This window comes from Mangrovibacter phragmitis (genome assembly GCF_001655675.1).
Classification (GTDB): Bacteria; Pseudomonadota; Gammaproteobacteria; order Enterobacterales; family Enterobacteriaceae; genus Mangrovibacter; species Mangrovibacter phragmitis.
In genome coordinates, this window is sequence record NZ_LYRP01000022.1 from 311401 (window position 1) to 337251 (window position 25851).

Annotated in this window: 23 protein-coding genes, 1 pseudogene and 1 other annotated feature; of the genes and pseudogenes, 16 read left to right on the forward strand and 8 right to left on the reverse strand. The window is 49.5% G+C overall.

Going from position 1 to position 25851, the window contains the following annotated elements; translation table 11 throughout:
• The first annotated feature begins 36 nt into the window (after positions 1 to 36).
• Complete coding sequence (gene deoD, locus A9B99_RS14610; RefSeq protein WP_036106415.1) at positions 37 to 756, forward strand: purine-nucleoside phosphorylase; 720 nt, start codon at positions 37 to 39, stop codon at positions 754 to 756.
• 109 nt (positions 757 to 865) lie between these two features.
• Here the strand turns inward: deoD and A9B99_RS14615 are convergent, their stop codons facing one another.
• Positions 866 to 1522 (reverse strand): YtjB family periplasmic protein, encoded by a 657-nt coding sequence (locus A9B99_RS14615; RefSeq protein WP_064598669.1) that lies wholly within the window; start codon positions 1520 to 1522, stop codon positions 866 to 868.
• A gap of 110 nt (positions 1523 to 1632) precedes the next feature.
• On the opposite strand from A9B99_RS14615, the gene serB reads away from it, so the two are divergent.
• The 3 genes from serB (at position 1633) to nadR (ending at position 5424) form a co-directional block, all read left to right on the forward strand.
• Positions 1633 to 2604, forward strand: coding sequence for a phosphoserine phosphatase (gene serB / locus A9B99_RS14620; protein WP_064598670.1), 972 nt, complete (start codon positions 1633 to 1635; stop codon positions 2602 to 2604).
• Positions 2605 to 2633: 29 nt separating this feature from the next.
• A complete protein-coding gene (radA, locus tag A9B99_RS14625; protein WP_064598672.1) occupies positions 2634 to 4025 on the forward strand; it encodes a DNA repair protein RadA in 1392 nt (463 codons plus the stop codon).
• Between the two features lie 151 nt (positions 4026 to 4176).
• Positions 4177 to 5424 carry a multifunctional transcriptional regulator/nicotinamide-nucleotide adenylyltransferase/ribosylnicotinamide kinase NadR gene (gene nadR, locus A9B99_RS14630; protein ID WP_064598674.1) on the forward strand — a complete coding sequence of 416 codons (1248 nt, stop codon included), beginning with the start codon at positions 4177 to 4179 and terminating at the stop codon, positions 5422 to 5424.
• A 131-nt stretch (positions 5425 to 5555) separates the two neighbouring features.
• Here nadR and ettA read toward each other — a convergent pair whose 3' ends face one another.
• Positions 5556 to 7223 carry an energy-dependent translational throttle protein EttA gene (gene ettA / locus A9B99_RS14635; RefSeq protein ID WP_064598676.1) on the reverse strand — a complete coding sequence of 556 codons (1668 nt, stop codon included), beginning with the start codon at positions 7221 to 7223 and terminating at the stop codon, positions 5556 to 5558.
• Between the two features lie 234 nt (positions 7224 to 7457).
• Between ettA and sltY the strand changes: the two genes are divergently transcribed.
• Together sltY and trpR are read left to right on the forward strand one after the other, a co-directional pair.
• Positions 7458 to 9392, forward strand: a complete 1935-nt coding sequence (gene sltY / locus A9B99_RS14640; protein WP_064598678.1) for a murein transglycosylase — start codon at positions 7458 to 7460, stop codon at positions 9390 to 9392.
• Between the two features lie 55 nt (positions 9393 to 9447).
• Positions 9448 to 9774: a trp operon repressor gene (gene trpR / locus A9B99_RS14645; protein ID WP_064598680.1), complete on the forward strand. Its 327-nt coding sequence runs from the start codon at positions 9448 to 9450 to the stop codon at positions 9772 to 9774.
• Between the two features lie 5 nt (positions 9775 to 9779).
• On the opposite strand, the gene yjjX is transcribed toward trpR, so the two are convergent.
• Entirely contained in the window at positions 9780 to 10292 is a 513-nt protein-coding gene (yjjX, locus tag A9B99_RS14650) for an inosine/xanthosine triphosphatase (protein WP_064598682.1), read from the reverse strand.
• 52 nt (positions 10293 to 10344) lie between these two features.
• Between yjjX and gpmB the strand changes: the two genes are divergently transcribed.
• The gene (gene gpmB, locus A9B99_RS14655) at positions 10345 to 10992 is read left to right on the forward strand and encodes a 2,3-diphosphoglycerate-dependent phosphoglycerate mutase GpmB (RefSeq protein ID WP_064598684.1); all 648 of its coding nucleotides are present in this window, start codon (positions 10345 to 10347) and stop codon (positions 10990 to 10992) included.
• 7 nt (positions 10993 to 10999) lie between these two features.
• Here gpmB and robA read toward each other — a convergent pair whose 3' ends face one another.
• Positions 11000 to 11869 carry an MDR efflux pump AcrAB transcriptional activator RobA gene (robA, locus tag A9B99_RS14660; protein WP_064598686.1) on the reverse strand — a complete coding sequence of 290 codons (870 nt, stop codon included), beginning with the start codon at positions 11867 to 11869 and terminating at the stop codon, positions 11000 to 11002.
• A gap of 205 nt (positions 11870 to 12074) precedes the next feature.
• On the opposite strand from robA, the gene creA reads away from it, so the two are divergent.
• Positions 12075 to 12542, forward strand: a complete 468-nt coding sequence (creA, locus tag A9B99_RS14665) for a protein CreA (protein WP_064598687.1) — start codon at positions 12075 to 12077, stop codon at positions 12540 to 12542.
• Between the two features lie 64 nt (positions 12543 to 12606).
• Here the strand turns inward: creA and arcA are convergent, their stop codons facing one another.
• Entirely contained in the window at positions 12607 to 13323 is a 717-nt protein-coding gene (gene arcA, locus A9B99_RS14670) for a two-component system response regulator ArcA (protein WP_064598689.1), read from the reverse strand.
• Between the two features lie 97 nt (positions 13324 to 13420).
• Here arcA and yjjY point away from each other — a divergent pair.
• From yjjY to thrC, 6 genes and pseudogenes are all read left to right on the forward strand, one after another.
• Positions 13421 to 13562 (forward strand): annotated as a pseudogene (gene yjjY, locus A9B99_RS23895) (YjjY family protein).
• Positions 13563 to 13958: 396 nt separating this feature from the next.
• Positions 13959 to 14645 (forward strand): tRNA/rRNA methyltransferase, encoded by a 687-nt coding sequence (locus tag A9B99_RS14675; protein ID WP_064598691.1) that lies wholly within the window; start codon positions 13959 to 13961, stop codon positions 14643 to 14645.
• 205 nt (positions 14646 to 14850) lie between these two features.
• Positions 14851 to 14916, forward strand: a complete 66-nt coding sequence (thrL, locus tag A9B99_RS24520; RefSeq protein WP_414855556.1) for a thr operon leader peptide — start codon at positions 14851 to 14853, stop codon at positions 14914 to 14916.
• Positions 14855 to 14971, forward strand: a sequence feature (Thr leader region). It overlaps the preceding gene by 62 nt.
• Before the next feature lie 25 nt (positions 14972 to 14996).
• Positions 14997 to 17459 (forward strand): bifunctional aspartate kinase/homoserine dehydrogenase I, encoded by a 2463-nt coding sequence (gene thrA / locus A9B99_RS14680; protein ID WP_064598693.1) that lies wholly within the window; start codon positions 14997 to 14999, stop codon positions 17457 to 17459.
• Between the two features lie 2 nt (positions 17460 to 17461).
• Positions 17462 to 18391: a homoserine kinase gene (thrB, locus tag A9B99_RS14685; RefSeq protein ID WP_064598695.1), complete on the forward strand. Its 930-nt coding sequence runs from the start codon at positions 17462 to 17464 to the stop codon at positions 18389 to 18391.
• A 3-nt stretch (positions 18392 to 18394) separates the two neighbouring features.
• Positions 18395 to 19681, forward strand: a complete 1287-nt coding sequence (thrC, locus tag A9B99_RS14690) for a threonine synthase (protein ID WP_064598696.1) — start codon at positions 18395 to 18397, stop codon at positions 19679 to 19681.
• A gap of 95 nt (positions 19682 to 19776) precedes the next feature.
• Here the strand turns inward: thrC and A9B99_RS14695 are convergent, their stop codons facing one another.
• The 3 genes from A9B99_RS14695 to A9B99_RS14705 all read right to left on the reverse strand — a co-directional run bounded on the left by A9B99_RS14695 (position 19777) and on the right by A9B99_RS14705 (position 23929).
• Entirely contained in the window at positions 19777 to 21327 is a 1551-nt protein-coding gene (locus tag A9B99_RS14695; RefSeq protein WP_064598698.1) for an AbgT family transporter, read from the reverse strand.
• Positions 21328 to 21636: 309 nt separating this feature from the next.
• Positions 21637 to 22410 (reverse strand): peroxide stress protein YaaA, encoded by a 774-nt coding sequence (yaaA, locus tag A9B99_RS14700; protein ID WP_064599008.1) that lies wholly within the window; start codon positions 22408 to 22410, stop codon positions 21637 to 21639.
• 91 nt (positions 22411 to 22501) lie between these two features.
• A complete protein-coding gene (locus tag A9B99_RS14705; RefSeq protein ID WP_064598700.1) occupies positions 22502 to 23929 on the reverse strand; it encodes an alanine/glycine:cation symporter family protein in 1428 nt (475 codons plus the stop codon).
• 201 nt (positions 23930 to 24130) lie between these two features.
• Here A9B99_RS14705 and tal point away from each other — a divergent pair, with 201 nt between their 5' ends.
• Together tal and mog are read left to right on the forward strand one after the other, a co-directional pair.
• Entirely contained in the window at positions 24131 to 25084 is a 954-nt protein-coding gene (gene tal / locus A9B99_RS14710; RefSeq protein WP_064598702.1) for a transaldolase, read from the forward strand.
• A 128-nt stretch (positions 25085 to 25212) separates the two neighbouring features.
• Positions 25213 to 25800: a molybdopterin adenylyltransferase gene (gene mog / locus A9B99_RS14715; RefSeq protein WP_064598704.1), complete on the forward strand. Its 588-nt coding sequence runs from the start codon at positions 25213 to 25215 to the stop codon at positions 25798 to 25800.
• Positions 25801 to 25851: the final 51 nt, after the last annotated feature.

Sequence of the window (25851 nt, forward strand, 5' to 3'; positions counted from 1 at the left end):
CGTCTTGACGCTGATTACTGATTAAGGAATATAACAATGGCAACGCCACATATTAATGCAGAAATGGGTGATTTCGCTGACGTCGTTTTGATGCCGGGGGACCCGCTGCGTGCCAAACACATTGCTGAAACCTTCCTGGAAGATGTTCGGGAAGTCAATAATGTTCGTGGTATGTTAGGTTTTACTGGCACTTATAAAGGCCGCAAAATCTCCGTAATGGGCCACGGTATGGGGATCCCATCCTGCTCTATTTACACCAAAGAGCTGATAACTGAGTTTGGTGTGAAGAAAATTATCCGTGTCGGCTCATGTGGTGCTGTACGCCAGGACGTCCATTTGCGAGATGTTGTCATTGGTATGGGGGCCAGTACGGATTCCAAAGTAAACCGCATTCGTTTTAAAGACCATGATTTTGCCGCGCTGGCAGATTTTGACATGGTGCGTAATGCGGTTGATGCCGCAAAAGCATTGGGTGTGGATGCCCGTGTTGGTAATTTGTTTTCCGCCGACCTGTTCTACTCTCCGGACCCTTCCATGTTTGATGTGATGGAGCAATATGGCATCCTGGGCGTGGAAATGGAGGCGGCGGGTATTTATGGTGTGGCGGCTGAGTTTGGCGCGAAAGCGCTGGCGATTTGCACGGTGTCGGACCATATCCGTACTCACGAGCAAACTACCGCAGAAGAACGCCAGACTACCTTTAATGACATGATAAAGATTGCCCTGGAATCGGTATTGTTGGGTGATAAAGCCTGATAACGCGCTGTTTTTTTGTTGTGCCAGCGAGCCTGGCACAACACATTCCCCTCCGTTTTTTACGCTCCTTTTCCTGATAAATAACGGCTAGTTGCATCGTGGCAACGGATCAGGGCTTGTCTTGACTTTCGGGGGGAGCGTTATCTTCTTCTTTGACCGACTTACTGGCAGTAAGCAGGAACGGCGACTGCTGCCAGCGTGTACGTTTACCCTGCAATAAGACACGGGCGAGAATAATGCCAATGGCGACACATAACAGCATCATCAGGCGCAAAATATTGGTCGTGTTATCCACCTGGCGTGCGTCGGTTGGCAGGGAATGGGTGTCGAGCGTTAAACGCAAATAACCCAGTAGCGTGTTTTTGTCTTCAACGGGCTGGACGATTTGTTGGTTGAAATAGCTACCTGCCTTTTTTCCATCTAAAGCCAGCCTGTCTCGCACATTGACATTTTCGCCAGCCTTAACGATTAAATTTCCTTGCGAATCGTAGACACCCGCATCGAGAATACGCCCTTGCTGAGTTAAATTGCGCAGAATGACTGCAATATGCTTTTCATCCGGGGTATCCCCTTTGAGCAGGGGAACCAGGCGGTAACTGACCTGTATCGCCAGGGTGTTAGCCAGCTCTTCAAACTGCAAATTACGGGTTTTTTGGTGGCTCTGACTGAACCACGACGCGCCTTGCATTAATGCAACCAGCAAAGCCAGGCAAATTAAGATAATTAATGTACGATGCACACGGAATTTCAGTTTAGCCAGTGCCATAGCTCACCTATTGAAAAATTGCTGTCTGCATGTTGCCAGAAGCAGGCATCACAGGGTAGCCTCATGCGTTGTTTTATTCCGGCATGAATTCGATTTTTACAGGAGCTGTAATGTCAAATAGCCTGACATGGTGCGATTTGCCCAACGATGTTTCCTTGTGGCCCGGACTGCCGCTTTCGCTCAGTGGCGATGAAGTGATGCCGCTGGATTACCGCGCTGGCCGGACTGGCTGGCTCCTGTACGGGCGCGGTCTGGATAAAAATAGCCTGACTAAATATCAGCGTAAGCTGGGCGCCGCTATGGTGATTGTCTCCGCCTGGGATGTTGAAGAGTACCAGGTTGTTCGCCTGGCGGGTTCGCTGACTCACAGAGCGACCAAACTGGCACATGATGCAGGTCTGGATGTTGCGCCCCTGGGGAAATTGCCTAACCTGCGTGTGCCCGGGTTGCTGGTTATGGATATGGACTCAACAGCCATCCAGATTGAGTGTATTGATGAAATTGCCAAACTGGCTGGTACTGGCGAACAAGTCGCAGCAGTGACAGAGCGTGCTATGCGTGGCGAGCTGGATTTTGCCGCCAGCTTGCGCGAGCGTGTAGGCACCCTGAAAGGTGCTGATGCCGGTATCCTTCAGCAAGTGCTGGATACCCTGCCACTGATGCCCGGGCTGACCGCTATGGTGGCGAAACTGCACGCCTTTGGCTGGCAGGTGGCCATTGCTTCTGGTGGCTTTACCTTTTTTGCTGATCATCTGAAAAATCAACTGAATTTATGTGCTGCGGTGGCAAACCAAATGGGGATTGCTAAGGGTAAACTCACCGGAGAAGTGGTTGGTCCGATTGTGGATGCGCGTTATAAAGCCGATACCCTGAAGCAACTTGCTGATACCTGGAAAATCGACCCTTCACAAACGGTGGCAATTGGCGATGGCGCCAATGATTTATTAATGATTAAAGCGGCCGGGCTGGGAATTGCCTACCATGCGAAGCCAAAAGTGAATGAAAAAACAGAAGTCACTATCCGCCACGCGGATCTTCTCGGGGTATTCTGTATTCTTTCTGGCAGCCTTAAACAGGAATAACCCGGCAGTAACAAGAGTGAGGTAATCTGGTGGCAAAAGCACCGAAAAGAGCGTTTGTCTGTAATGAGTGTGGTGCGGATTACCCGCGCTGGCAGGGGCAGTGCAGCGCATGCCATGCCTGGAATACCATTACCGAGGTGCGAATAGCGGCATCCCCTCAGGTTGCCCGCAACGAAAAGTTGTCAGGCTATGCGGGCAATGCTGGTGTCAGCAAAGTGCAAAAGCTGTCGGAAATCAGCCTGGAGGAACTACCCCGTTTTTCTACGGGCTTTAAAGAGTTTGACCGGGTCCTGGGGGGCGGTGTGGTGCCGGGAAGCGCCATTTTAATTGGTGGTAATCCTGGTGCGGGGAAATCCACCCTGCTGCTGCAAACCCTGTGTAAACTTGCTGAACAAATGAAAACGCTGTATGTCACCGGGGAAGAGTCGCTCCAGCAGGTTGCTATGCGAGCCCATCGCCTGGGTTTACCGGGTACGAATCTGAATATGCTGTCAGAAACCAGTATTGAACAGATTTGCCTGGTGGCTGACCAGGAACAGCCAAAACTGATGGTTATTGACTCCATTCAGGTGATGCATATGGCGGATATTCAGTCATCGCCGGGCAGTGTGGCACAGGTACGGGAAACGGCCGCTTATCTGACGCGCTATGCGAAAACGCGTGGGGTGGCAGTGATTATGGTGGGGCATGTAACGAAAGATGGCTCGCTGGCCGGTCCAAAAGTGCTGGAGCACTGTATTGACTGTTCTGTGTTGCTGGATGGCGATGCAGACTCGCGTTTTCGTACATTGCGCAGCCATAAAAATCGCTTTGGTGCTGTAAATGAGCTGGGTGTTTTTGCCATGACTGAGCAGGGGATGCGCGAAGTGAGCAACCCGTCAGCAATTTTCCTCAGCCGGGGTGATGAGCTGACGTCAGGCAGTTCTGTGATGGTGGTTTGGGAAGGTACCCGTCCACTACTGGTAGAAATCCAGGCGCTGGTGGATCAGTCTATGATGTCAAACCCGCGGCGGGTTGCTGTCGGGCTTGAACAAAACCGCCTGGCGATTTTGCTGGCTGTGCTGCACCGCCACGGTGGGTTACAAATGGCAGACCAGGATGTATTTGTTAATGTGGTTGGCGGCGTAAAAGTTGCAGAAACCAGTGTTGATTTGGCACTCTTGCTGGCGATTGTTTCCAGCCTGAGAGATCGCCCGTTGCCGCAAGACCTGGTGGTGTTTGGCGAGGTTGGCCTTTCCGGGGAGATTCGCCCAGTGCCAAGTGGACAGGAGCGTATCACTGAAGCGTCTAAACATGGTTTTCGCCGGGCGATTGTTCCCCACGCCAATGTGCCAAAACGCCCACCTGCGGGAATGGAAATCTTTGGTGTAAAAAAACTGGCGGATGCGCTGGCTGTATTTGATGATTTGTTTGTCACATAACAACATGGGTGGTTGCTTCTTTTGGTAGCCACCAGGTTTTAGCCCCGCGATTCAACAGGTGGTGGGCTGAAACCGAACCTGGTTATTCTTACTTGTTCCTGCGTATATTGCACAAAGGCAGGTATTCCCCGGAGATTGCAGGAGGCAACGCTTGTCATCGTTTGAATATTTAAAACACGCTATTCGCCAGAAGGGCTGCACACTCCAGCAAGTCGCTGATGCCAGTGGCATGACGAAGGGCTATTTGAGCCAATTATTAAACGCCAAAATTAAAAGCCCCAGCGCCCAAAAACTGGAGGCTTTGCACCGGTTCCTTAGCCTGGAATTCCCCCGGGTAGAGAAGCGCGTTGGGGTGGTATTTGGCAAGTTTTACCCTTTGCACACTGGCCATATCTATTTAATTCAGCGCGCCTGCAGCCAGGTTGATGAGCTGCACATCATTATGGGTTATGACGAGACGCGGGATCGCGAGTTGTTTGAAGCCAGTGCGATGTCACAACAGCCCACTATCAGTGACCGTTTGCGCTGGTTGCTGCAAACTTTCAAGTACCAGAAAAATATCCATATTCATGCATTTAATGAAGAGGGCATGGAGCCTTATCCCTGGGGCTGGGATGTCTGGAGTGCGGGCATTAAAGCATTTATGGACAGTGAAGGTATTTTCCCGGACCAGATTTATACTTCAGAAGCCTCAGACGCACCGCAGTACCTGGAACACTTAGGGATCAACACGGTGCTGGTCGATCCGGATCGCACGTTTATGAACATCAGTGGCGGGCAAATTCGTGAAAACCCTTTCCGTTTATGGGATTACATTCCTACTGAAGTAAAACCCTTTTTTGTACGCACTGTGGCTATTTTGGGCGGCGAGTCCAGCGGGAAATCCACCATGGTGAACAAACTGGCAAATATCTTCAATACCACCAGCGCCTGGGAATTTGGCCGCGAGTATGTCTTTTCTCATTTGGGGGGAGACGGCAGGGCATTGCAATATACTGACTATGATAAGATTGCCATTGGTCATTCTCAATATATTGATTTCGCAGTTAAATATGCCAATAAGGTGGTGTTCATTGATACTGACTTCGTCACTATTCAGGCCTTCTGCAAGGCGAATGAAGGGCGGGAACATCCTTTTGTGCAGGCGATGATTGATGAATATCGGTTTGACCTGGTGATTTTGCTGGAAAACAACATGCCATGGGTGGCCGGGGATTTTCGCCGTTCCGGGAATGGTAGTGAACGTGAACGTAAGGCTTTTCAGGCACAGTTAGTTTCTATGCTGCAGGACAATGGCATTGTTTATGCCCACGTTGATGATACGGATTACGATACACGCTTTTTGCGATGTGTCAGCCTGGTGCGTCAGTTGATGGGTGAAGAGAGTTCCGGGCAATAAAATACACCTTTGTTTCTGAGTCTGTGGCTTGATGGCAAGCATACTCTGAACTTGCTCGCAACGAAAATAAAACGGAAGAATAAAGAAAACAGCCACCTGTATAAGGTGGCTGAGAAGTAATAAGCAGTAAACTATTTAGTAATACGCTTATATTTGATGCGTTTTGGCTCGAGAGCTTCAGCACCCAGCGTGCGTTTTTTGTATTCTTCGTACTCGGTAAAGTTACCTTCGAAGAATTCAACTTTGCCTTCATCCTGGTAGTCCAGAATATGCGTCGCAATACGGTCCAGGAACCAACGGTCATGGGAAATAACCATGGCACAACCCGGGAACTCCAGCAGGGCGTTTTCCAGTGCCCGCAGGGTTTCTACATCCAGGTCGTTGGTCGGTTCGTCGAGCAGCAACATGTTGCCGCCGACCTGTAACAGTTTTGCCAGGTGCAGGCGCCCACGTTCACCACCAGACAGTTCACCCACTCGTTTACCCTGATCAGTGCCTTTGAAGTTAAAGCGCCCCACATAAGCACGGCTGGGGATTTCAAAGTTACCAATCTTCATAATATCCAGGCCACCGGAGACTTCTTCCCAGACAGTCTTCTTGTTGTCCATGGCATCACGGAACTGCTCTACTGCTGCAATTTTTACGGTATCACCCAGTGTGATATTCCCGCTGTTGGGTTGTTCCTGGCCGGTTATCATACGGAACAGGGTAGATTTACCCGCGCCGTTAGGGCCGATAATCCCAACAATAGCGCCTTTCGGAATAGAGAAAGAGAGATTGTCAATCAGGACACGATCACCGTAAGACTTGGTGAGGTTTTCCACTTCCAGCACTTTGTCGCCCAGACGAGGGCCTGGTGGAATAAACAGTTCGCTGGTTTCATTACGTTTCTGGTATTCCACGTTGTTGAGTTCTTCAAAACGGGCCAGACGTGCTTTACCTTTAGACTGACGGCCACGGGCGCCCTGGCGAACCCATTCCAGTTCTTTCTCGATGGATTTACGACGTGCGGCTTCAGCAGAGGCTTCTTGTGCCAGACGTTGATCTTTCTGCTCCAGCCAGGAAGAGTAGTTCCCTTCCCAGGGAATACCTTCACCACGGTCAAGTTCAAGGATCCAGCCTGCAACATTATCCAGGAAGTAACGGTCATGGGTAATCGCCACCACGGTGCCTTCGAAGTCGTGCAGGAAACGTTCCAGCCAGGCCACTGATTCAGCATCCAGGTGGTTGGTTGGTTCGTCCAGCAACAACATGTCAGGTTTTTCCAGCAGCAGGCGGCACAGAGCCACACGACGGCGTTCACCCCCGGATAAATTCGCGATTTTCGCGTCCCAGTCTGGTAACCGGAGCGCATCTGCTGCCCGTTCCAACTGGTTATTCAGGTTGTGGCCATCATGCGCCTGGATTATCTCTTCTAACTTACCTTGCTCGGCAGCCAGTTTGTCGAAGTCTGCATCCGGGTCTGCATACAAAGCATAGACTTCATCAAGGCGCTTAAGCGCACCGACGACATCCGCGACGGCTTCTTCAATAGATTCGCGAACAGTGTGTTCATGGTTGAGCTGAGGTTCTTGCGGCAGGTAACCGATTTTGATGCCAGGCTGAGGGCGGGCTTCACCTTCAATGTCGGTATCAATGCCAGCCATGATGCGCAGCAGTGTTGATTTACCGGCACCATTAAGACCCAGCACACCGATTTTGGCGCCGGGGAAGAAGCTCAGAGAAATATTCTTAAGAATGTGCCGTTTCGGCGGAACCACTTTGCCGACACGATGCATGGTATATACGAATTGAGCCACGTTGCGACTTCGCCTCTTTAATCGTGATTTAGGGTATTGAGTAACACTGGCGAAGTTTAGCCTTTTTCTTGCCTTAATCCCAGCCATCAGCACGGAAGGAGGATATCCGCTTGAGAAAAAGAATTACGTAAAAAAGTGTTTGTGGCATGGCAGATTACTTTTTGCCTGGTTAGCATGATATTTCCTGAAGGGTGTTTCGGGCATCCTGACGTACAAGAAGATTAAGGAGTTGTTGTGGGGAAAGCAAAACAGGGTATCTGGCGCTTCGCGGCTGCAAGCCTCTGCCTGCTTACTGTCAGCCATGTGGTTTGGGCAGATTCACTGGATGCACAGCGTCAGCGTTACAGCGCAATAAAACAGGCCTGGGATCAACGGCAGATGGATGTTGTTCAGCAAATGATGCCGGGCCTGAAGGATTATCCCCTGTATCCTTATCTTGAATATCGGGCATTGACATCAGACTTACAGAATGAAACTGCAGTCGCTGTTACACAGTTCATCCAACAGTACCCCACAATGCCCATCAGCAGGGCACTGACCACGCGCTTTATTAATGAACTGGCACGTCGAAGTGACTGGAAAGGTTTGCTGGCGTTCAGCCCAACAGAACCCTCAACAACTGAAGCAAAGTGTAATTATTACAATGCCAAATGGCAGACCGGGCAGACCAGTGCCGCATGGGTGGGGGCGCATAAATTGTGGCAAACAGGCCGTACTCTGCCATTAACCTGTGAGAATTTGTTCACTGCCTGGCGTGCTTCCGGTCAACAGACTGTCGATGATTATTTATCTCGTATTGTGCTGGCGATGAAAGCAGGTAATACCGCGCTGGTAAATGCGCTGGCAGGACAGCTACCGGATAATGACCTGACGTTGTCTTCTTCGGTAATTAGCCTTGCGGATGACCCGCAAACGGTCCTCTCATTCGCACGCACAGTCAAACCTTCTGACTTTACCCGCCACATGGTTGAGCTGGCATTTGCCAGCGTGGCTCGCCAGGATGTGGAAAATGCCCGGGCCATGATCCCGGCATTAGTTCAGGCAGCCGGGCTGGACGATAATCAGGCGCAAAGTCTGAAAGATATCGTGGCCTGGCGCTTGTTTGGCAATGACATTACCGATGAACAGGCGCGCTGGCGAGATGACGTCATTATGCGTTCAGGCTCAGATTCATTAATTGAGCGGCGTATTCGTATGGCGTTAGGTGAGGGTGACAGAGCCGGGTTGAATACCTGGTTATCACGCCTCTCGATGGATGCTAAACAGGAAGATGAGTGGCGTTACTGGCAGGCCGTACTCTTGCTTGAACGTGGCCGTGAAACGGAAGGCCGGGCTATTTTGCAGGATTTGATGAAATCCCGGGGGTTTTACCCAATGGTTGCGGCACAGCGCCTGGGGGTGCCTTACCAGTTAACGGTTAATGATGCTCCCGAAGCCAGTGGCACATTGGTTAACGGGCCAGTGCTGGCACGGATTCGTGAACTGATGTACTGGAACCTTGATAATACGGCGCGTAGTGAATGGGCTGGCTATATTGCCAGCCGTCCGCCCGAAGAACAGGCCGCTTTAGCGCATTATGCCCTGAAGCAAGGTTGGTGGGATTTAAGTGTGCAGGCGACGATTGCTGGTAAATTATGGGATAACCTGACGGAGCGTTTCCCTCCTGCATGGAAGGCAACGTTTGACCATTATGTCAGCGGTAAAGATATCTCCAGCACTTATGCCATGGCTATTGCCCGCCAGGAAAGCGCCTGGAACCCAAAAGTGCGCTCGCCTGTTGGTGCCACTGGTTTGATGCAGTTAATGCCAGCAACGGCAACACATACTGTGAAAATGTTCAATATTCCGGGGTACAGCAGCAGTAGCCAGTTACTCGACCCGGACACCAACATTAAAATTGGTACGCAATATCTGCAGTATGTGTATCAGCAGTTTGGTGATAACCGGATATTTGCCTCCGCGGCATATAATGCCGGTCCTGGCCGGGTGCGAAGTTGGCAGGGTAACAGTTCCGGTCGAATTGACGCCGTTGCGTTTATTGAGAGTATCCCTTTCTCAGAAACCCGACGTTATGTGAAGAATGTACTCGCTTATGATGCTTATTACCGCTATTTCGATGGTGATAACTCGCCGTTACTGACGCAACAGGAGTGGCAGCAGCATTACTGATTTTTTCAGGAGTGTGTTATGCTGCTGTACTAGTTAAATAGTATGGTGGCATAACATGACTCAGCAGACGTCGTTCTCTTCTCCGCAGGAAGAACACGCCAATCAGGAATGGCTCCGTTTTGTGGAGTTATTGCAGGCTTCTTTTGGTGAAGAACTTCACCTTCCACTTCTGACTTTGCTCCTCACACCTGATGAGCGCACGGCGTTAGGTACCCGTGTGCGTATTATTGAAGAGCTGCTTCGCGGAAAAATGAGCCAGCGTGAATTGAAAAGTGAGCTGGGCGCAGGTATTGCCACAATCACAAGAGGTTCGAATAGCCTGAAAACCGCCCCTCTCGCATTGCGCCAGTGGCTTGAAGAGAAATTGCTCGACGGAGATTAATCCTCTTAATAGGCCGTGTGGTGGAAAGGGCTGAGTGCCAGCACAACGGCCTGGCTGTATACACTACTTCTGGTCAGTGCTCCTTTCGTAAAAATCCCGATAGCGCCTTCTTTCCGCCCGAGTTGCTCAATACCCGTGGTCGCACTAATAACATCACCCAGCGTTTCGCCCTGGGCAACGGCTGCCAGAACTGGCTCCGGCAAAGGCAGCGATGCAGAGCGAGCTTCTCCGCGCTTATCTGAATTTTCAATGACCACCCAGCTGAACGTGCTACCCTCATCTATGCCTGCTTCGATAGCGACCCAGAAGTCTGCCTGAGGATAAACCCTGCGGGCATTAATAACACGCTGGCGTGCGCCAGTCAGCGTTTCGGCACTACCCATGGGTTGTTCCGGGACGCCGCTCTCGACGTCTGCGGCAATAATGTGGCAAGATCCTTCGCCATAGATAATTTCAAATGCTTGTAAAATTGCGTTAATTTTGGCTGGATTTTTGGTGGCTGTGACAACCTGGTACATAATTTAGTAAACGCCTAATGAAAACATCAGAGTAGTATAACGGATAAAGTACATGTTACAGGTCTATCTTGTTCGCCATGGCGAAACGCAGTGGAATGTGGAACGACGCATTCAGGGTCAGTCTGACAGTGGGCTGACCGGGAAAGGTATCCAGCAGGCACAGCAGGTTGCTCAACGTGTCAGGAATCTGGGTATTACGCATATTATCTCCAGTGATTTGGGGAGAACGCAGCAAACGGCACGCATTATTGCGCAAGCCATCGGGTGTGATTATGTTGTGGATGACCGCTTGCGCGAGCTGGATATGGGGGTGCTGGAAAAACGCGATATCGACAGCCTCACTGAAGAAGAGGAGTCCTGGCGGCGGCGTTTAGTTGATGGTACTCCAGACGGGCGAATCCCTCAGGGGGAATCAATGACGGAACTGAGCCAGCGTATGCATGCTGCTTTGAGTGCCTGCCTTGAGTTACCGCCACAAAGCCGCCCGCTGCTGGTAAGCCATGGCATGGCGCTGGGGTGTCTGGTGAGCACTATCCTCGGGCTACCGCCTTATGCAGAACGGCGTCTGAGGTTGCGTAACTGCTCTCTCTCCCGGGTGGATTACCAGCAGAGCGCATGGCTGGCTCCCGGATGGGTGGTTGAAACCGCCGGGGATGTTTCGCACCTTGATGCCCCGGCAATGGATGAATTGCAGCGCTGAGTGTCTGTTAGCGGCGTACCGGAATCAGGTAGTCACAACGGATGCGTGAAGGCGGCTGGTCAGAACCATTGTCGAACTCTGGTTGCAGCCGCTCAATATCCTGCCCTTCACGGCGAATCAGGCCCAGTGTTGGCATACAGGTGCCATACACAGTCAGGATAAATGATTGCAGTTCGTCGGGCTCACCTTCATAAACAAATTTTACGTAATCGCCGCCAGCCAGTACTACCGGATGGGCATTCTGCACATAACTTTTGGCGATTTCAGGCGGTAATGCCGTGGTGTAAAAGACTTCCTGCTCATCGTCTTTCTCTGTACTGGGGCGTGGTTCTGCAAGGCCATAAAGCACAGGTGGAATATTGGTTGTATTGGCAAGAAATGCCCGCCAGAACTGAATACGCATTTCGTGGCGATACTGGGTGATTTGTTCAAGAGTACAACTATAGCTCTGTGTCACCCCAACCAGTTCAGTATCTGGCAGGGTAATAAAGGTGGCTTCTGGAAGTGGGGTATTATCCAGGCGGATTGGCGGGCGTATGCCCGAGGCGTTCCATTCAGGTGAGCGGCGATAGAGTGCTGGTGTCAGTGCGAATTGTTTTTTAAATGCCCGGGTAAAAGTTTGCTGGGAATCAAACCGGTATTGTAAGGCAATATCCAGTATTGGCCTGGCAGTCAGTTTGAGTGCTACCGCTGATTTGGATAGGCGACGGGCACGGATATAGGCACCAATTGCCTGGCCGGTCACATCTTTGAACATTCGTTGCAAATGCCACTTGGAGTACCCTGCTTTAGCCGCCACATTGTCGAGCGACAAAGGTTGGTCCAGATGGCTTTCAAGCCAGTTAAGCAAATCACTAATGATCCCAACCTGATCCATATATTATCCTCATCCTGATAAGCTCGGGGTATAACGACGCGGAATAATAGCACTTTTTATTTTCTTCTGGCGTGCAGTTTTCTTTGTGCACAATGGCTTTACCTTTGGAGAAACTTAGGGTTTTCCTTACAAAATCATGATCTTCAAGAAGAAATTCTCGAATATTAAATAATCACATATCGGTAATTTCGGAATTGGTAACAATATGAAATATTCTATTCTTTTTTTCACCACCGTCCTGAGCGCCCTGAGTGTTGCTCATGCGGAAGAAATAGGCTCTGTTGATACAGTATTCAAACTGATCGGCCCGGATCACAAAATCGTTGTGGAAGCATTTGATGACCCGGATGTAAAAAATGTGACTTGCTACCTTAGTCGGGCGAAAACCGGAGGGATAAAAGGCGGGTTGGGGCTGGCTGAAGATACCTCGGATGCGGCAATTTCCTGCCAGCAAACCGGGCCCATTGAGCTGAGTGATGCAATCAGTAAAGGCAAAAAGGAAGGTGAGATTGTCTTTAAAAAACGGACATCGCTGGTGTTCAAGAAGTTACAGGTAGTTCGGTTTTACGATAAAAAGCGCAACACGCTGGCTTACCTGGCATATTCGGATAAGTTAGTGGATGGCTCGCCAAAAAACGCGATAAGTGCGGTACCCATTATGCCGTGGAAATAAGCAATAAGCAGGCAACAAAAAAGGGCATTAAGCCCTTTTTTAATTTCACCAGGTGTAGGGGAAATTACTCCTGAAGATCGCCACAGAAGCGGTAACCTTCACCATGAATGGTCGCAATAATTTCTGGAGTATCTGGCGTGGATTCGAAATGCTTGCGAATCCGGCGAATCGTCACGTCAACTGTACGGTCATGCGGTTTCAGTTCTCGGCCAGTCATTTTCTTCAGCAGCTCTGCGCGAGTCTGGATTTTTCCCGGATTCTCACAAAAATGCAGCATGGCACGGAATTCACTGCGCGGCAGTTTATACTGCTCACCGTTGGGGCTAATCAAAGAACGGCTGTTGATATCCAACTCCCAGCCATTAAACTTGTAGGTTTCCACTGCACGGCGTTCTTCCGTTGTGGTTCCCAGATTCATGGTGCGGGACAGCAGGTTACGTGCACGAATAGTCAGTTCACGAGGGTTAAAAGGTTTGGTGATGTAATCATCCGCGCCAATTTCCAACCCGAGGATTTTATCGACTTCGTTGTCACGCCCTGTCAGGAACATCAGTGCGACATTTGCCTGTTCACGCAATTCACGGGCGAGCAGCAGGCCATTCTTGCCAGGCAGGTTGATGTCCATGATAACCAGGTTGACGTCATTCTCGGACAGAATCTGATGCATTTCAGCGCCATCTGTCGCTTCGAAAACATCGTAACCTTCTGCTTCGAAAATACTTTTTAATGTGTTACGTGTAACCAATTCGTCTTCGACGATAAGAATGTGCGGGGTCTGCATGTTTGCTACCTAAAATTGCCAACTAAATCGAAACAGGAGTACAAAAGTCCCGGGCCTGCCTGAAAGTGCATGTGAAAAATTAACATGCCGGCGTAACATGACTAAAGTACATAATTGTGTTCTTGATGCATAATCCATCAACGTCAACAACATCATTAGCCTGGTCATGGGTACTTTTCCCTTGCGACCCTGCTGTGTCGAAAACGGCCACTATGGTAGCTATTTTAACAGCGACATAACAGAGTCATACGACAGCAACACCCAATAAAACTACGCTTCGTTGACATATATCAAGTTCAATTGTAGCACGTTAACACTCTGATGATATCACCAGACAGTGTGACTAAACTGAGCAACATTTACGTAAACACCGGTATAATCAGGCATTATAATTAATAAACAATAGAAATGAAATTGACAAGTCTTATTTTTATGTAATTTTTTTATATTAAACATAAGGATATGCAGATTTTTCTTATTGGTAAGGGAGCCCTGTCATAGCTTTTCTGGTTAGAATTTTTAATCTGATTATCTCACTAATACTCTGAAAAATGTTGCAATAAAGTAAATTTTTTCTGCGTAATATGTTTGGCTGGCAATGTTAAATCATTCGAAAAACACGAAAAGAGAAGCGTATGCAATTCGTTATTATTCTGGTATCCCCCGCCCGTCCCGAGAATATTGGTGCAGCTGCCCGGGCGATGAAAACCATGGGGTTTACTACACTGCGTATCGTTGATAGCAAGGCTCACCTTGAACCTGCAACAAGATGGGTAGCGCATGGTTCGGGTGATATTATTGATAATATTGAGGTTTTCCCTGATCTTGCTACGGCTGTTGCTGATATTGATTTGACTATTGCGACAACAGCCCGGAACCGGGCACGCTACCACTACTATGCCACTCCCCAGCAACTGGTGCCGGTGCTGGAAGAAAAACAGCAGTGGCTGCGTTCTGCCGCAGTGGTATTTGGCCGGGAAGACAGCGGGCTGACAAATGAAGAACTGGCCCTGGCAGATATTCTTTCTGGTGTGCCTATGGTTGCTGATTACCCGTCGCTGAACCTGGGACAGGCAGTGATGGTGTATTGCTACCAATTAGCATCTCTAATTAATACGGTCCCGGAAACTTGCCCTAAAACCGATCCAGGACAGTTAACCGCATTGCGTCACCGCCTGGCTGGTTTGTTAGATAAACTGGATGTAGCCGATGACCATAAGCTCAGCGACTGGCTGCAACAACGGCTTGGCGGATTAGCGCAACGGGATATCGCAATGTTGCACCAACTGGCTCATGATATTGAAAAAAAACTACCAGAGTAACCTGTTGGTGAATTCATGAATACCCAATGAATGAATGGGTAATCGGGTAGTTAACAGTGTTTTATCAAGGTGAAAAGATAAAAAGCGGGATCTGTCGGTAATGTCACAGAAAGTGGTAAAAATAAAAAAATATTGACTTAACCCGCATAATACTTTAACCAATATAGGCAATTCATATTAAGAATTCGAGCACACGACATCTATGATGCATTTCAGCCTGGTGACAACCATTATTATTACCACCATTACAACAGGTAACGGTGCGGGCTGACGCATACAGGAAATACAGAAAAAGCCCGCACCTGAACAGTGCGGGCTTTTTTTTCGGCTTATGTTCAAGGGGTAACAACCATGCGAGTGTTGAAATTCGGCGGTACTTCAGTAGCAAACGCACAACGTTTTCTGTGCGTAGCTGAGATTCTGGAAAGCAAGGCGCAACAGGAACAGGTCGCCACCGTGCTTTCTGCGCCGGCGAAAATTACAAACCATTTGGTCGCGATGATAGAAAAAACCATTAGCGGCCAGGACGCCATGCCGAATATCAGCGACGCCGGGCAAATCTTTGCGGATTTGCTTAACGGACTGGCTCAGCTTCAGCCCGGTTTCCCTCTGGTTGAAATGAAAAATGTTGTTGAGCATGAATTTGCCCAGATTAAGCATGTTCTGCATGGTATCAGCTTGCTGGGGCAATGCCCTGACAGCATTAACGCTGCGTTTATCTCGCGTGGGGAAAAATTATCCATTGCGATTATGGCGGCACTACTTACTGCTCGCGGTCATCAAGTATCGGTAATTGATCCCGTCGAAAAACTGCTTGCCAATGGTCACTACCTGGAATCTACCGTAGATATCCCTGAATCGACTCGCCGTATCGCAGCCAGTCGGATTCCTGCAGGCAATATGATCCTGATGGCCGGTTTTACTGCCGGTAATGAAAAAAATGAACTGGTGGTGTTGGGCCGCAATGGCTCTGACTATTCTGCCGCTGTACTGGCAGCCTGCCTGAGGGCGGATTGTTGCGAAATCTGGACCGATGTCGACGGCGTCTACACTTGTGACCCGCGGCAGGTACCCGATGCGAGGTTATTGAAATCGATGTCGTATCAGGAGGCCATGGAGCTTTCTTACTTCGGCGCTAAAGTCCTTCATCCCCGCACCATCACCCCCATCGCCCAGTTTCAAATTCCCTGCCTGATTAAAAACACCGGAAACCCTGATGCACCAGGAACCTTAATTGGAGCCAATAAAGATGATGATAACCTGCCGGTAAAAGGTATCAGTAATCTGAATAATATGGCGATGTTCAGTGTGTCGGGGCCGGGCATGAAAGGCATGGTGGGAATGGCCGCCCGAGTGTTTGCTGCCATGTCGCGTAATGGTATTTCTGTGGTATTGATAACCCAGTCATCTTCTGAGTACAGCATCAGCTTTTGTGTACCGCAGTCTGAATGTTCGCGGGCGAGCAAAGCGCTTGAAGATGAGTTTTACCTTGAACTGAAAGAAGGGCTGCTGGAACCGTTTATGATAACTGAGCGGCTGGCCATTATCTCGGTCGTCGGTGACGGTATGCGCACCCTGCGCGGTATCTCTGCTAAATTCTTCGCTGCACTGGCTCGTGCGAATATCAACATTGTTGCCATTGCCCAGGGGTCTTCGGAGCGCTCAATCTCGGTTGTGGTCAATAATGATGATGCAACGACCGGGGTTCGGGTTACCCATCAGATGTTATTCAATACGGACCAGGTTGTTGAAGTTTTTGTGATTGGCGTGGGTGGTGTTGGTAGTGCGTTGATCGAGCAGATTAAACGTCAGCAACCCTGGCTCAAGCGCAAGCACATTGATTTGCGTGTTTGTGGTGTGGCGAACTCCCGGGCGCTTCTGACTAACGTGCATGGCCTGGATTTGGAAAACTGGCAGTCTATGTTGGGTGAGGCCAAAGAACCCTTTAATCTGGGCCGTCTTATTCGCCTGGTAAAAGAATATCACCTGCTGAATCCGGTGATAGTTGACTGCACATCAAACCAGTCAGTCGCTGACCAATATGTTGATTTTCTGCGAGAAGGTTTTCATGTGGTTACGCCGAATAAAAAGGCGAATACCTCATCCATGGCTTATTACCATGAGTTGCGACAGGCCGCAGAAAAATCACGCCGTAAGTTCCTTTATGATACCAACGTAGGCGCAGGGTTGCCGGTTATTGAAAACTTGCAGAACTTACTGGACGCCGGTGATGAATTGCAGCATTTCTCGGGTATTTTGTCTGGTTCGCTTTCTTTTATCTTTGGCAAACTGGATGAAGGTGTGTCACTGTCAGAGGCAACTCGCGTTGCACGGGAGCTGGGGTATACCGAGCCGGACCCGCGTGATGACTTGTCGGGTATGGATGTAGCGCGCAAGTTATTGATCCTTGCAAGGGAAAATGGCCACGAACTTGAGCTTGACGACATTATTGTTGAGCCGGTGCTGCCGCCTGACTTCGATTCTTCGGGTGATGTTACTCAATTTATGGCACGTTTACCTGAACTGGATGATCTCTTTTCTGCCCGCATTGCTAAGGCGCGCGATGAAGGCAAGGTTCTGCGTTATGTCGGTCAGATTCAGGAAGACGGGCGTTGTGTGGTGAAAATCGACGCTGTTGATGGCAACGATCCTTTGTTCAAAGTAAAAAATGGCGAAAACGCGCTTGCATTTTACAGCCATTACTACCACCCGTTACCGTTGGTGTTACGTGGGTATGGTGCAGGAAATGATGTGACGGCTGCCGGGGTATTTGCCGACCTGCTGCGCACTTTGTCATGGAAGTTGGGAGTTTAAGAATGGTTACTGTGTACGCACCTGCCTCCATTGGCAATGTGAGTGTAGGGTTTGATGTATTAGGCGCGGCAGTGTCTCCTCTGGATGGCGCATTGCTGGGTGATTGTGTTTCAGTGGAACCTGCTAACACTTTTTCACTGAAAAATGTTGGGCGTTTTGTCAGCAAATTGCCACCCCGGGCTGAGGATAATATTGTCTGGCAGTGCTGGGAACGTTTTTGTCAGGCCATCGGCAAACAGGTTCCGGTAGCGATGACGCTGGAAAAAAATATGCCTATCGGGTCCGGGCTTGGGTCCAGTGCCTGCTCGGTGGTTGCTGCGTTGATGGCAATGAATGAGTTTTGTGGCAATCCTTTGGATGACACGGCACTGCTTGGCCTGATGGGGGAAATGGAAGGGCGCATTTCCGGCAGTGTGCATTACGACAACGTTGCTCCCTGTTTTCTGGGGGGAATGCAACTTATGCTGGAAGAACAAGGGATAATCAGCCAGTCGGTGCCAGGTTTTGATGACTGGCAATGGGTGATGGCTTACCCGGGAATTAAAGTGTCTACAGCACAGGCCCGGGCGATTCTTCCTGCTGAATATCGCCGCCAGGATTGTATCCGTCATGGTCGCTATTTGGGGGGGTTTATTCATGCCTGTCATACTGGTCAGCCGGATCTTGCTGCAGCGTTAATGAAGGATGTAATTGCTGAACCTTATCGAACTCAGTTATTGCCTGGCTTTGAAGCCGCGCGCCAGGCAGCGACGGAACTGGGAGCACTGGCATGTGGCATTTCTGGCTCTGGGCCGACGATGTTTGCCGTCTGCAACCAGACTGGTGCCGCCCAACGGGTCGCAGACTGGTTAAGCCAGAATTACGTCCAGAATCAGGAAGGCTTTGTACATATCTGCCGTCTCGATACGGCAGGTGCACGAGTAATGGGATAAGTAATGAAACTCTATAATCTGAAAGATCACAATGAGCAGGTCAGCTTTTCACAGGCCGTAACTCAGGGGCTTGGCCGTAATCAGGGCCTGTTTTTCCCTCATGAGCTTCCTGAATTCAGCCTCACCGACATTGATGAAATGCTGGAGATGGATTTCGTCACGCGTAGTAGCAAGATTCTGTCAGCATTTATTGGTGATGAAATTTCTGAGGCACAACTGGCGGCTCTGGTTAAGGCTGCATTTACTTTCCCGGCGCCAGTCAAGCCAGTAGAAAGTGATGTGGGTTGCCTGGAGTTGTTCCATGGGCCCACACTGGCGTTCAAAGACTTTGGCGGCCGCTTTATGGCTCAGGTCCTCGCACATATTAGTGGAGACAAGCCGGTCACTATTCTGACCGCAACTTCCGGTGACACCGGTGCCGCTGTTGCCCATGCTTTCTTCGGCCTGCCGAATGTGCGCGTGGTGATTCTTTACCCGGAAGGGAAAATCAGCCCGTTGCAGGAAAAATTGTTCTGCACTCTCGGGGGTAATATCGAAACGGTTGCTGTTAAAGGCGATTTCGATGCGTGCCAGGCTTTGGTTAAACAGGCTTTTGATGATGAAGAGCTGAAAGTAGCGCTTGGGTTGAATTCTGCTAACTCGATTAACATCAGTCGGTTACTGGCGCAAATTTGTTACTATTTTGAAGCGGTAGCGCAACTGCCACAAGAAGCCCGGAACCAACTGGTAGTGTCTGTGCCCAGCGGTAATTTTGGCGATTTGACTGCCGGCCTGCTGGCTAAATCACTGGGTTTACCGATTAAACGTTTTATTGCAGCAACGAACGCGAATGATACCGTTCCGCGCTATTTGGCTGGTGGTGAATGGGCGCCTAACGCGACAGTTGCTACGCTCTCTAATGCCATGGATGTCAGCCAGCCCAATAACTGGCCGCGCGTGGAAGAGTTATTCCGTCGTAAGATTTGGCGCCTGAATGAGTTGGGTTATGCCACTGTTGATGACGACACAACGAAAGCCACTATGCGTACTCTGGACGAACTCGGTTATGTTTCAGAACCTCATGCGGCAATTGCCTACCGGGCATTACGTGACCAGTTACATAACGGAGAATACGGGCTGTTCCTTGGTACAGCGCATCCGGCTAAATTTAAAGAAAGTGTTGAGGTTATCCTGGATAAAACGCTGCCATTGCCTGAAGAGCTGGCTGCAAGGGCTGATCTTGAACTGCTGTCTCACTTCTTACCAGCCGATTATGCACAGTTGCGCACATTTATGCTGCGCGGCAAATAATCACGCCTGAGCACATTGAAATATATGAAAGGCCAACTTCAGTGAAGTGGCCTTTTTTTTTACTTTATAACTTTAGCCAGGACATGATTGCCTGATCAGGGAGCCGGATACGTATAAGGTGCGGCCAGGCCCAGTGGCATACCCAGTCCCCACCACAGGAGCAGGAACAAGCTCCAGACAACGAACAGAACCATGGAATAAGGCAACATCATGGAAACCAGAGTGCCGACACCAGCACTTTTGACATAGCGCTGGCAGTAAACTACCACTAACGGAAAAAAGACCATTAACGGCGTAATGATGTTGGTCGTCGAATCCCCAATGCGGAAAGCAGCCTGAGTTAATTCCGGTGAGATTCCGACAGCCATCAGCATTGGTACCATGATAGGCGAAAGCAGTGCCCACTTAGCTGAAGCCGAACCAATCAGAATATTTACAACTGCAGTCAGCACAATCATGCCAATAATAGTTACGCCCCCGGGTAGCGACATCGCTTTCAGGGCATCGGCACCTGCCAGCGCTAACAGCGTACCAATATTGGAATCGCCAAACGCTTTGATAAACATGGCACAAAAGAAAGCCATTACCATGTAAGACCCCATTTTGCTCATGGTGTCATTCATGGCATCAATAACATCTTTGCCTTTGCTGAATGTGCCTGATGCATAGCCGTAGACAGTGCCGGGGATGATAAATACCAGGAAAATAAGCGGCACAATCGCTTTCATGATTGGCGCGCTGTAGCCCGTCAGTGAACCATCTTCCCCACGCATAATGGAGTCAGCCGGCCAGGAGACAGCGGCGAGCAAACCCAACCCAAGGAGCATGACAAGCGTTGCCAAAATAAATGCTTTGCTCTCTTTTGCAGAATAGCTCGACATATCTTCATCATGAACATAATCGCCATCTATTGGCATTTTGGATACGCGAGGTTCAACGATACGTTCTGTTACCCACCACCCCGCAAGGGTAATCACAATTGATGATGCAATCCCGAAAAACAGGTTACACAGCGTGTTAACGGTGTAAGTGTTGTCCAGTAGTTGTGCTGCTGCCTGAGTGAAGCCCTGCAACAATGCATCGTTACCGGTTGGTACCATATTCGCGGCGAAACCACCCGAGACACCGGAAAACGCTGCGGCAATACCGACCAGGGGATGTCGCCCGGCAGACATAAAAATAATCGCGCCCAGTGGAATCACCAATACGTAACCGGCATCTGCAGCTACATGGCTGAACATGGCAACAAAGATAAGCATGGGGGTTAATAACCGGCGCGGGGTGACATTCAGCATCTTTTTCAGCGCGGTGTTGATAAAACCGGAGCGTTCAGCAACCCCCACACCCAGCATGGCAACTAACACAATCCCCAGAGGAGCAAACGTTGTGAAGGTGGTTATCATATTGGTGAGTGAGCTAACCAGCGCTGCTGGCGCCAGCAGGTTGTTGACCTTAACGGCTTCACTGGTTACTGGATTAATAATGCCGAAATCAACCCAGGAGAGAACGAGAGACAGCACCATCACTCCCAGCAACATATAAAAAAAGATCAGTGCCGGTTCGGGTAATTTATTCCCGGCTTTTTCTACAGCATTAAGAAAACCTGATAAAAAACGCCCTTCCTTGTTCCTTGTTGTGCTTTGCATGATATTCCTCTGTTGTGCATGGATCCCTCGTATTTTGCGGCAATAGCTCTTGGGAACAGATTGCTCAGCTATTGGCTGCACCAGATGTGAGTTTGGCCAGAGTCTTGGCATGTATTACACCCAGCATCTGTTGGGGATAGTCCGTTGTTGGTCTTCATAGCCATTTAAAATGCATGGCTTTTATAGTGGATAATATGATTAAAAGCGAATTATAAAGTATAAATCTTGAACTTAAGCAAAATAGCAGGGGAATATAATGACAAGAATGAGAGCAAGGTAGTGTGGCTGGCGGAGGGCCAGCCTGATGCTTTATTGTTCCGGGCGGCGGAAGACCAGCTCCTGGTCCGTCGAGGTTGCGCTGTCGAAGGTATAGCCTTCCTCGTTAAACCCTGCGAGCTGATCGGGGGTGGTCAGGCGGTGCTGAATGATAAACCGGCTCATCAAGCCACGGGCTTTTTTGGCATAGAAGCTGATGACTTTGTATTTGCCATTTTTTTCATCAAGGAACACCGGTTTGATGATGGGCGCCTTCAGTTTTGTGATTTTTACCGATTTGAAGTATTCATCTGACGCAAGGTTCACCACAGCCTGCTCTTGTTGTTCAGTGATGTGCTGGTTCAGTTTATCTGTAATGGTATCTCCCCAAAACTGGTAGAGATCTTTGCCTTTAGGGTTCGCCAGGCGAATGCCCATTTCCAGCCGGTAAGGCTGCATCAGATCCAGTGGGCGTAGTACGCCATATAATCCTGACAGCATTCTTAAATGCGACTGAGCAAAATCGAAATCGGCTTCAGAAAAGGATTCCGCCTGTAAACCTGTGTACACATCGCCCTTGAAGGCAAGGATTGCCTGGCGGGCATTTTCCGGCGTGAAACTGGCCTGCCAGTCGTGAAAACGCGTCGCGTTTAATGACGCCAGTTTATCGCTGATTCCCATTAATGACGCGATTTGTGCCTCACTTAATTTACGGGCTTCAGTGATTAATTGCTGGCTGTAATCCAGCAGTTCGGGGTGGGTGAAGCGAGTGGTTGCCAGTGGGCTTTGGTAATCCAGTGTCTTTGCAGGGGAAATTAAAATCAGCATAACTGCGTGCTCCATATTGCTTTTTCTTTGTGCCCACTGTAGCAAATTTTCAGTGGCGGCTTATCAATGGTTATGATTGGTTGAGATGTTTTTATTTTTTCACCTTCCAAACGCCTGGGAATAACTGCCCGCTAATATCAGGGAACCTGTCGGGATCAAACGTTGGTGTCTGGCCCAGTTTTCGTTGCCGATGGTAATCCAGGGTGACGTCGCGCACGACGGGCGAAAGCAGCAAAATCGCTGTCAGGTTGGTGATTGCCATGAACGCCATAATAATATCTGCCAGCGACCACACCAGGTCGATACTGGAAAGGGCTCCGGCCAGTAATGTCAGGCTGACTATCACCCGAAGCAATGTCACGATACGGGGAGAATCCAGGTGTAAAAATGACAGGTTGTTCTCTGCATAGCTGTAGTTCGCCAGCACAGAAGTGAATGCGAATAACACGGTAATAAAAGCAACAAAGTCTGCTCCCCATGCTCCGGAAAGTGTGCTGAGCGCATTTTGTAGCATATTGATACTGTTTGCCCGGTCAATCACATCGGTATTGCTGTCCGAGAGCAGAACAATAGCGGCAGTTGCGGTACAGATACCAAATGTGTCAAACATTACTCCCGCCATTTGAACAATACCCTGAGAAGCCGGGTGAGCAGGGATGGCTTCTGCAGCAGCGGCTGCATTTGGGGTTGAGCCCATGCCAGATTCATTGGAGAACATGGCTCGTTGCAGACCGCTTGCAATTGCCTGGCTCAGGGTATAACCCAGAGCGCCCGATGTGACTTGCTGCCAGCCAAAGGCATATTCGATAACCCGCCGCATCACGCCAGGGACTTGTTCAATATGGGTAAACATAACGCACAGGCTGACACTAATCCACAGTATGGCCATGAGTGGCACCAACCATTGTAGGATCCTGGCAATTCCAGGTAACCCACGGGTGAAAACCAGACAGGCAATAATGGCCAGCACACTGCCGCTGATTATCGGAGTAACAGAGAATGAACCTGACATCACCACAGCAATGGCGTTGGCCTGAACAGTATTAAATACCAGCCCGAAAGCAACCAGTAAGAATAATGAAAATGCAATGCCCATCCAGCGCATACCCAGGCCATGAGCCATATACCAGGCCGGGCCTCCGCGGAATCCACCGTTTTTATTAGGTGTTTTGTACAATTGTGCCAGGGTACATTCCGCAAATGTTGTCGCCATACCTGTGAGGGCTGCAAACCACATCCAGAAGAGTGCGCCGGGGCCACCTCCGGCCAGCGCAATAACCACACCAGCCAAATTTCCGCTGCCAACACGCGCCGCCATACTGGTGCAAATTGACTGAAAAGGCGTGATATTTTTATTTTTGGTGCGAAAGGTGATTTTCAGACTTTTGACAGCCGGTAAAAAGTAACGAAACTGAATAAAGCTACAGCGCAACGTAAACCAGATTCCGGTGGCCGGAACCAGGTAGAGTAAAATTGCTCCCCACAGCACTTGGTTGATAAATGCCAGAAAGTCCTGCATTTTTTCCTTTTAAAACATCAATTTTCTGGAACAGTTCACGCCATGACGGCTGAATCCAACCGGGGGCGTACAGTTTGTGAGTGGAGTTTACCATAATGAGCCCGTGGCGTTTGCTGCAGGTTGCACCTGAAACACACCGTGTTATCATCGGGTCAGACCGGTTACATCTCCCTAACAAGCAGTTTTGATGAGTGAATAATCATGACGGATAAATTGACCTCCTTGCGTCAGCTGACTACGGTTGTTGCTGATACCGGAGACATCGCGGCAATGAAACTTTACCAGCCGCAGGATGCCACCACTAACCCATCTCTGATTCTTAATGCTGCGCAGATCCCGGAATACCGCAAGTTAATCGATGAAGCCGTAACCTGGGCTCGCGATCAAAGCAGTGACCGTGAACAGCAACTGGTTGATGCAACAGACAAACTGGCTGTAAACATTGGTCTCGAAATTCTTAAATTAATCCCTGGCCGTATTTCCACCGAAGTGGATGCACGTCTGTCTTACGATACTGAAGCCAGCATTGCTAAGGCGAAACGCCTGATCAAGCTGTATAACGATGCCGGTATTAGTAATGATCGTATTCTGATCAAACTGGCATCAACCTGGCAGGGAATTCGTGCAGCAGAACAACTGGAAAAAGAAGGCATCAACTGCAACCTGACATTGCTGTTTTCTTTTGCTCAGGCTCGCGCTTGTGCTGAAGCTGGTGTGTATCTGATTTCTCCTTTTGTTGGCCGTATTCTTGACTGGTATAAAGCGAATACCGATAAAAAAGAGTACGCCGCAAGCGAAGACCCGGGTGTGGTTTCTGTTTCTGAAATTTACGAATATTACAAACAACATGGCTATGAAACTGTTGTCATGGGGGCAAGCTTCCGTAATGTAGGCGAAATATTGGAACTGGCTGGTTGTGATCGCCTGACCATTGCTCCTGCATTGTTGAAAGAGCTCTCTGAAGCACAGGGCGCTGTTGAGCGTAAGCTGTCTTACTCTGGTGAAGTGAAAGCGCGTCCGGAACGTATGACGGAATCTCAGTTCCTGTGGCAGCACAACCAGGATCCTATGGCAGTTGATAAACTGGCCGAAGGCATCCGTAAGTTTGCTGTTGACCAGGGGAAACTGGAAAAAATGGTGGGCGATTTACTGTAATTGCCCTGAATACGGCCGGTGCCCCGGCCGTATGATTATCTCTTCTCGTCTTTCTTGCCTGCATTTTTGTCTGCGCTCTGTATCACGGTGTATCATCAGAACATTATGTTTACTGACCGGAATTGATTATGAGCACACTCCGTATTGGCCTTGTTTCTGTTTCTGACCGTGCTTCCAGTGGTGTTTACCAGGATAAAGGTATCCCGGCACTGGAAAGCTGGCTTGCCAGCGCACTGACTACACCATTTATGTTCGAAACCCGTCTGATTCCTGATGAACAGCTGGTCATTGAGCAAACATTGTGTGAGCTGGTTGATGAAATGGGGTGCCACCTGGTCTTTACCACTGGGGGAACCGGCCCGGCGCGCAGGGATGTTACACCAGATGCCACCCTCGCTGTTGCTGATCGCCAAATGCCGGGGTTTGGGGAACAAATGCGCCAGATTAGCCTGCATTTTGTACCTACGGCGATTTTATCCCGACAGGTCGGTGTTATCCGTAAACAGGCGCTTATTCTTAACCTGCCCGGGCAGCCTAAATCCATTCAGGAAACACTGGAAGGGGTGAAATCAGCGGATGGAACGGTTTTGATACCAGGTATCTTCGCGAGTGTACCCTATTGTATACAGTTGATGGAGGGGCCTTATGTGGAAACTAACCCCGCAGTTGTAGCAGCTTTTCGTCCGAAGAGTGCTATTCGCAGTAGTGAATCCTGATTTTAGAGACTGTCTGGTATAAAAGCGATTTGTAGTGGGCGTTATGTATTT

What these genes read in the sequence shown, in the direction of transcription:
- creA (WP_064598687.1), top strand. Translation starts at nt 12,075, where the DNA reads ATGAAATATTCTATTCTTTTTTTCACCACCGTCCTGAGCGCCCTGAGT.
- A9B99_RS14615 (WP_064598669.1), bottom strand. Translation starts at nt 1,522, where the DNA reads ATGGCACTGGCTAAACTGAAATTCCGTGTGCATCGTACATTAATTATC.
- tal (WP_064598702.1), top strand. Translation starts at nt 24,131, where the DNA reads ATGACGGATAAATTGACCTCCTTGCGTCAGCTGACTACGGTTGTTGCT.
- A9B99_RS14675 (WP_064598691.1), top strand. Translation starts at nt 13,959, where the DNA reads ATGCAATTCGTTATTATTCTGGTATCCCCCGCCCGTCCCGAGAATATT.
- deoD (WP_036106415.1), top strand. Translation starts at nt 37, where the DNA reads ATGGCAACGCCACATATTAATGCAGAAATGGGTGATTTCGCTGACGTC.
- mog (WP_064598704.1), top strand. Translation starts at nt 25,213, where the DNA reads ATGAGCACACTCCGTATTGGCCTTGTTTCTGTTTCTGACCGTGCTTCC.
- arcA (WP_064598689.1), bottom strand. Translation starts at nt 13,323, where the DNA reads ATGCAGACCCCGCACATTCTTATCGTCGAAGACGAATTGGTTACACGT.
- yjjX (WP_064598682.1), bottom strand. Translation starts at nt 10,292, where the DNA reads ATGTACCAGGTTGTCACAGCCACCAAAAATCCAGCCAAAATTAACGCA.
- thrA (WP_064598693.1), top strand. Translation starts at nt 14,997, where the DNA reads ATGCGAGTGTTGAAATTCGGCGGTACTTCAGTAGCAAACGCACAACGT.
- serB (WP_064598670.1), top strand. Translation starts at nt 1,633, where the DNA reads ATGTCAAATAGCCTGACATGGTGCGATTTGCCCAACGATGTTTCCTTG.
- A9B99_RS14695 (WP_064598698.1), bottom strand. Translation starts at nt 21,327, where the DNA reads ATGCAAAGCACAACAAGGAACAAGGAAGGGCGTTTTTTATCAGGTTTT.
- thrB (WP_064598695.1), top strand. Translation starts at nt 17,462, where the DNA reads ATGGTTACTGTGTACGCACCTGCCTCCATTGGCAATGTGAGTGTAGGG.
- thrC (WP_064598696.1), top strand. Translation starts at nt 18,395, where the DNA reads ATGAAACTCTATAATCTGAAAGATCACAATGAGCAGGTCAGCTTTTCA.
- trpR (WP_064598680.1), top strand. Translation starts at nt 9,448, where the DNA reads ATGACTCAGCAGACGTCGTTCTCTTCTCCGCAGGAAGAACACGCCAAT.
- A9B99_RS14705 (WP_064598700.1), bottom strand. Translation starts at nt 23,929, where the DNA reads ATGCAGGACTTTCTGGCATTTATCAACCAAGTGCTGTGGGGAGCAATT.
- yaaA (WP_064599008.1), bottom strand. Translation starts at nt 22,410, where the DNA reads ATGCTGATTTTAATTTCCCCTGCAAAGACACTGGATTACCAAAGCCCA.
- gpmB (WP_064598684.1), top strand. Translation starts at nt 10,345, where the DNA reads ATGTTACAGGTCTATCTTGTTCGCCATGGCGAAACGCAGTGGAATGTG.
- robA (WP_064598686.1), bottom strand. Translation starts at nt 11,869, where the DNA reads ATGGATCAGGTTGGGATCATTAGTGATTTGCTTAACTGGCTTGAAAGC.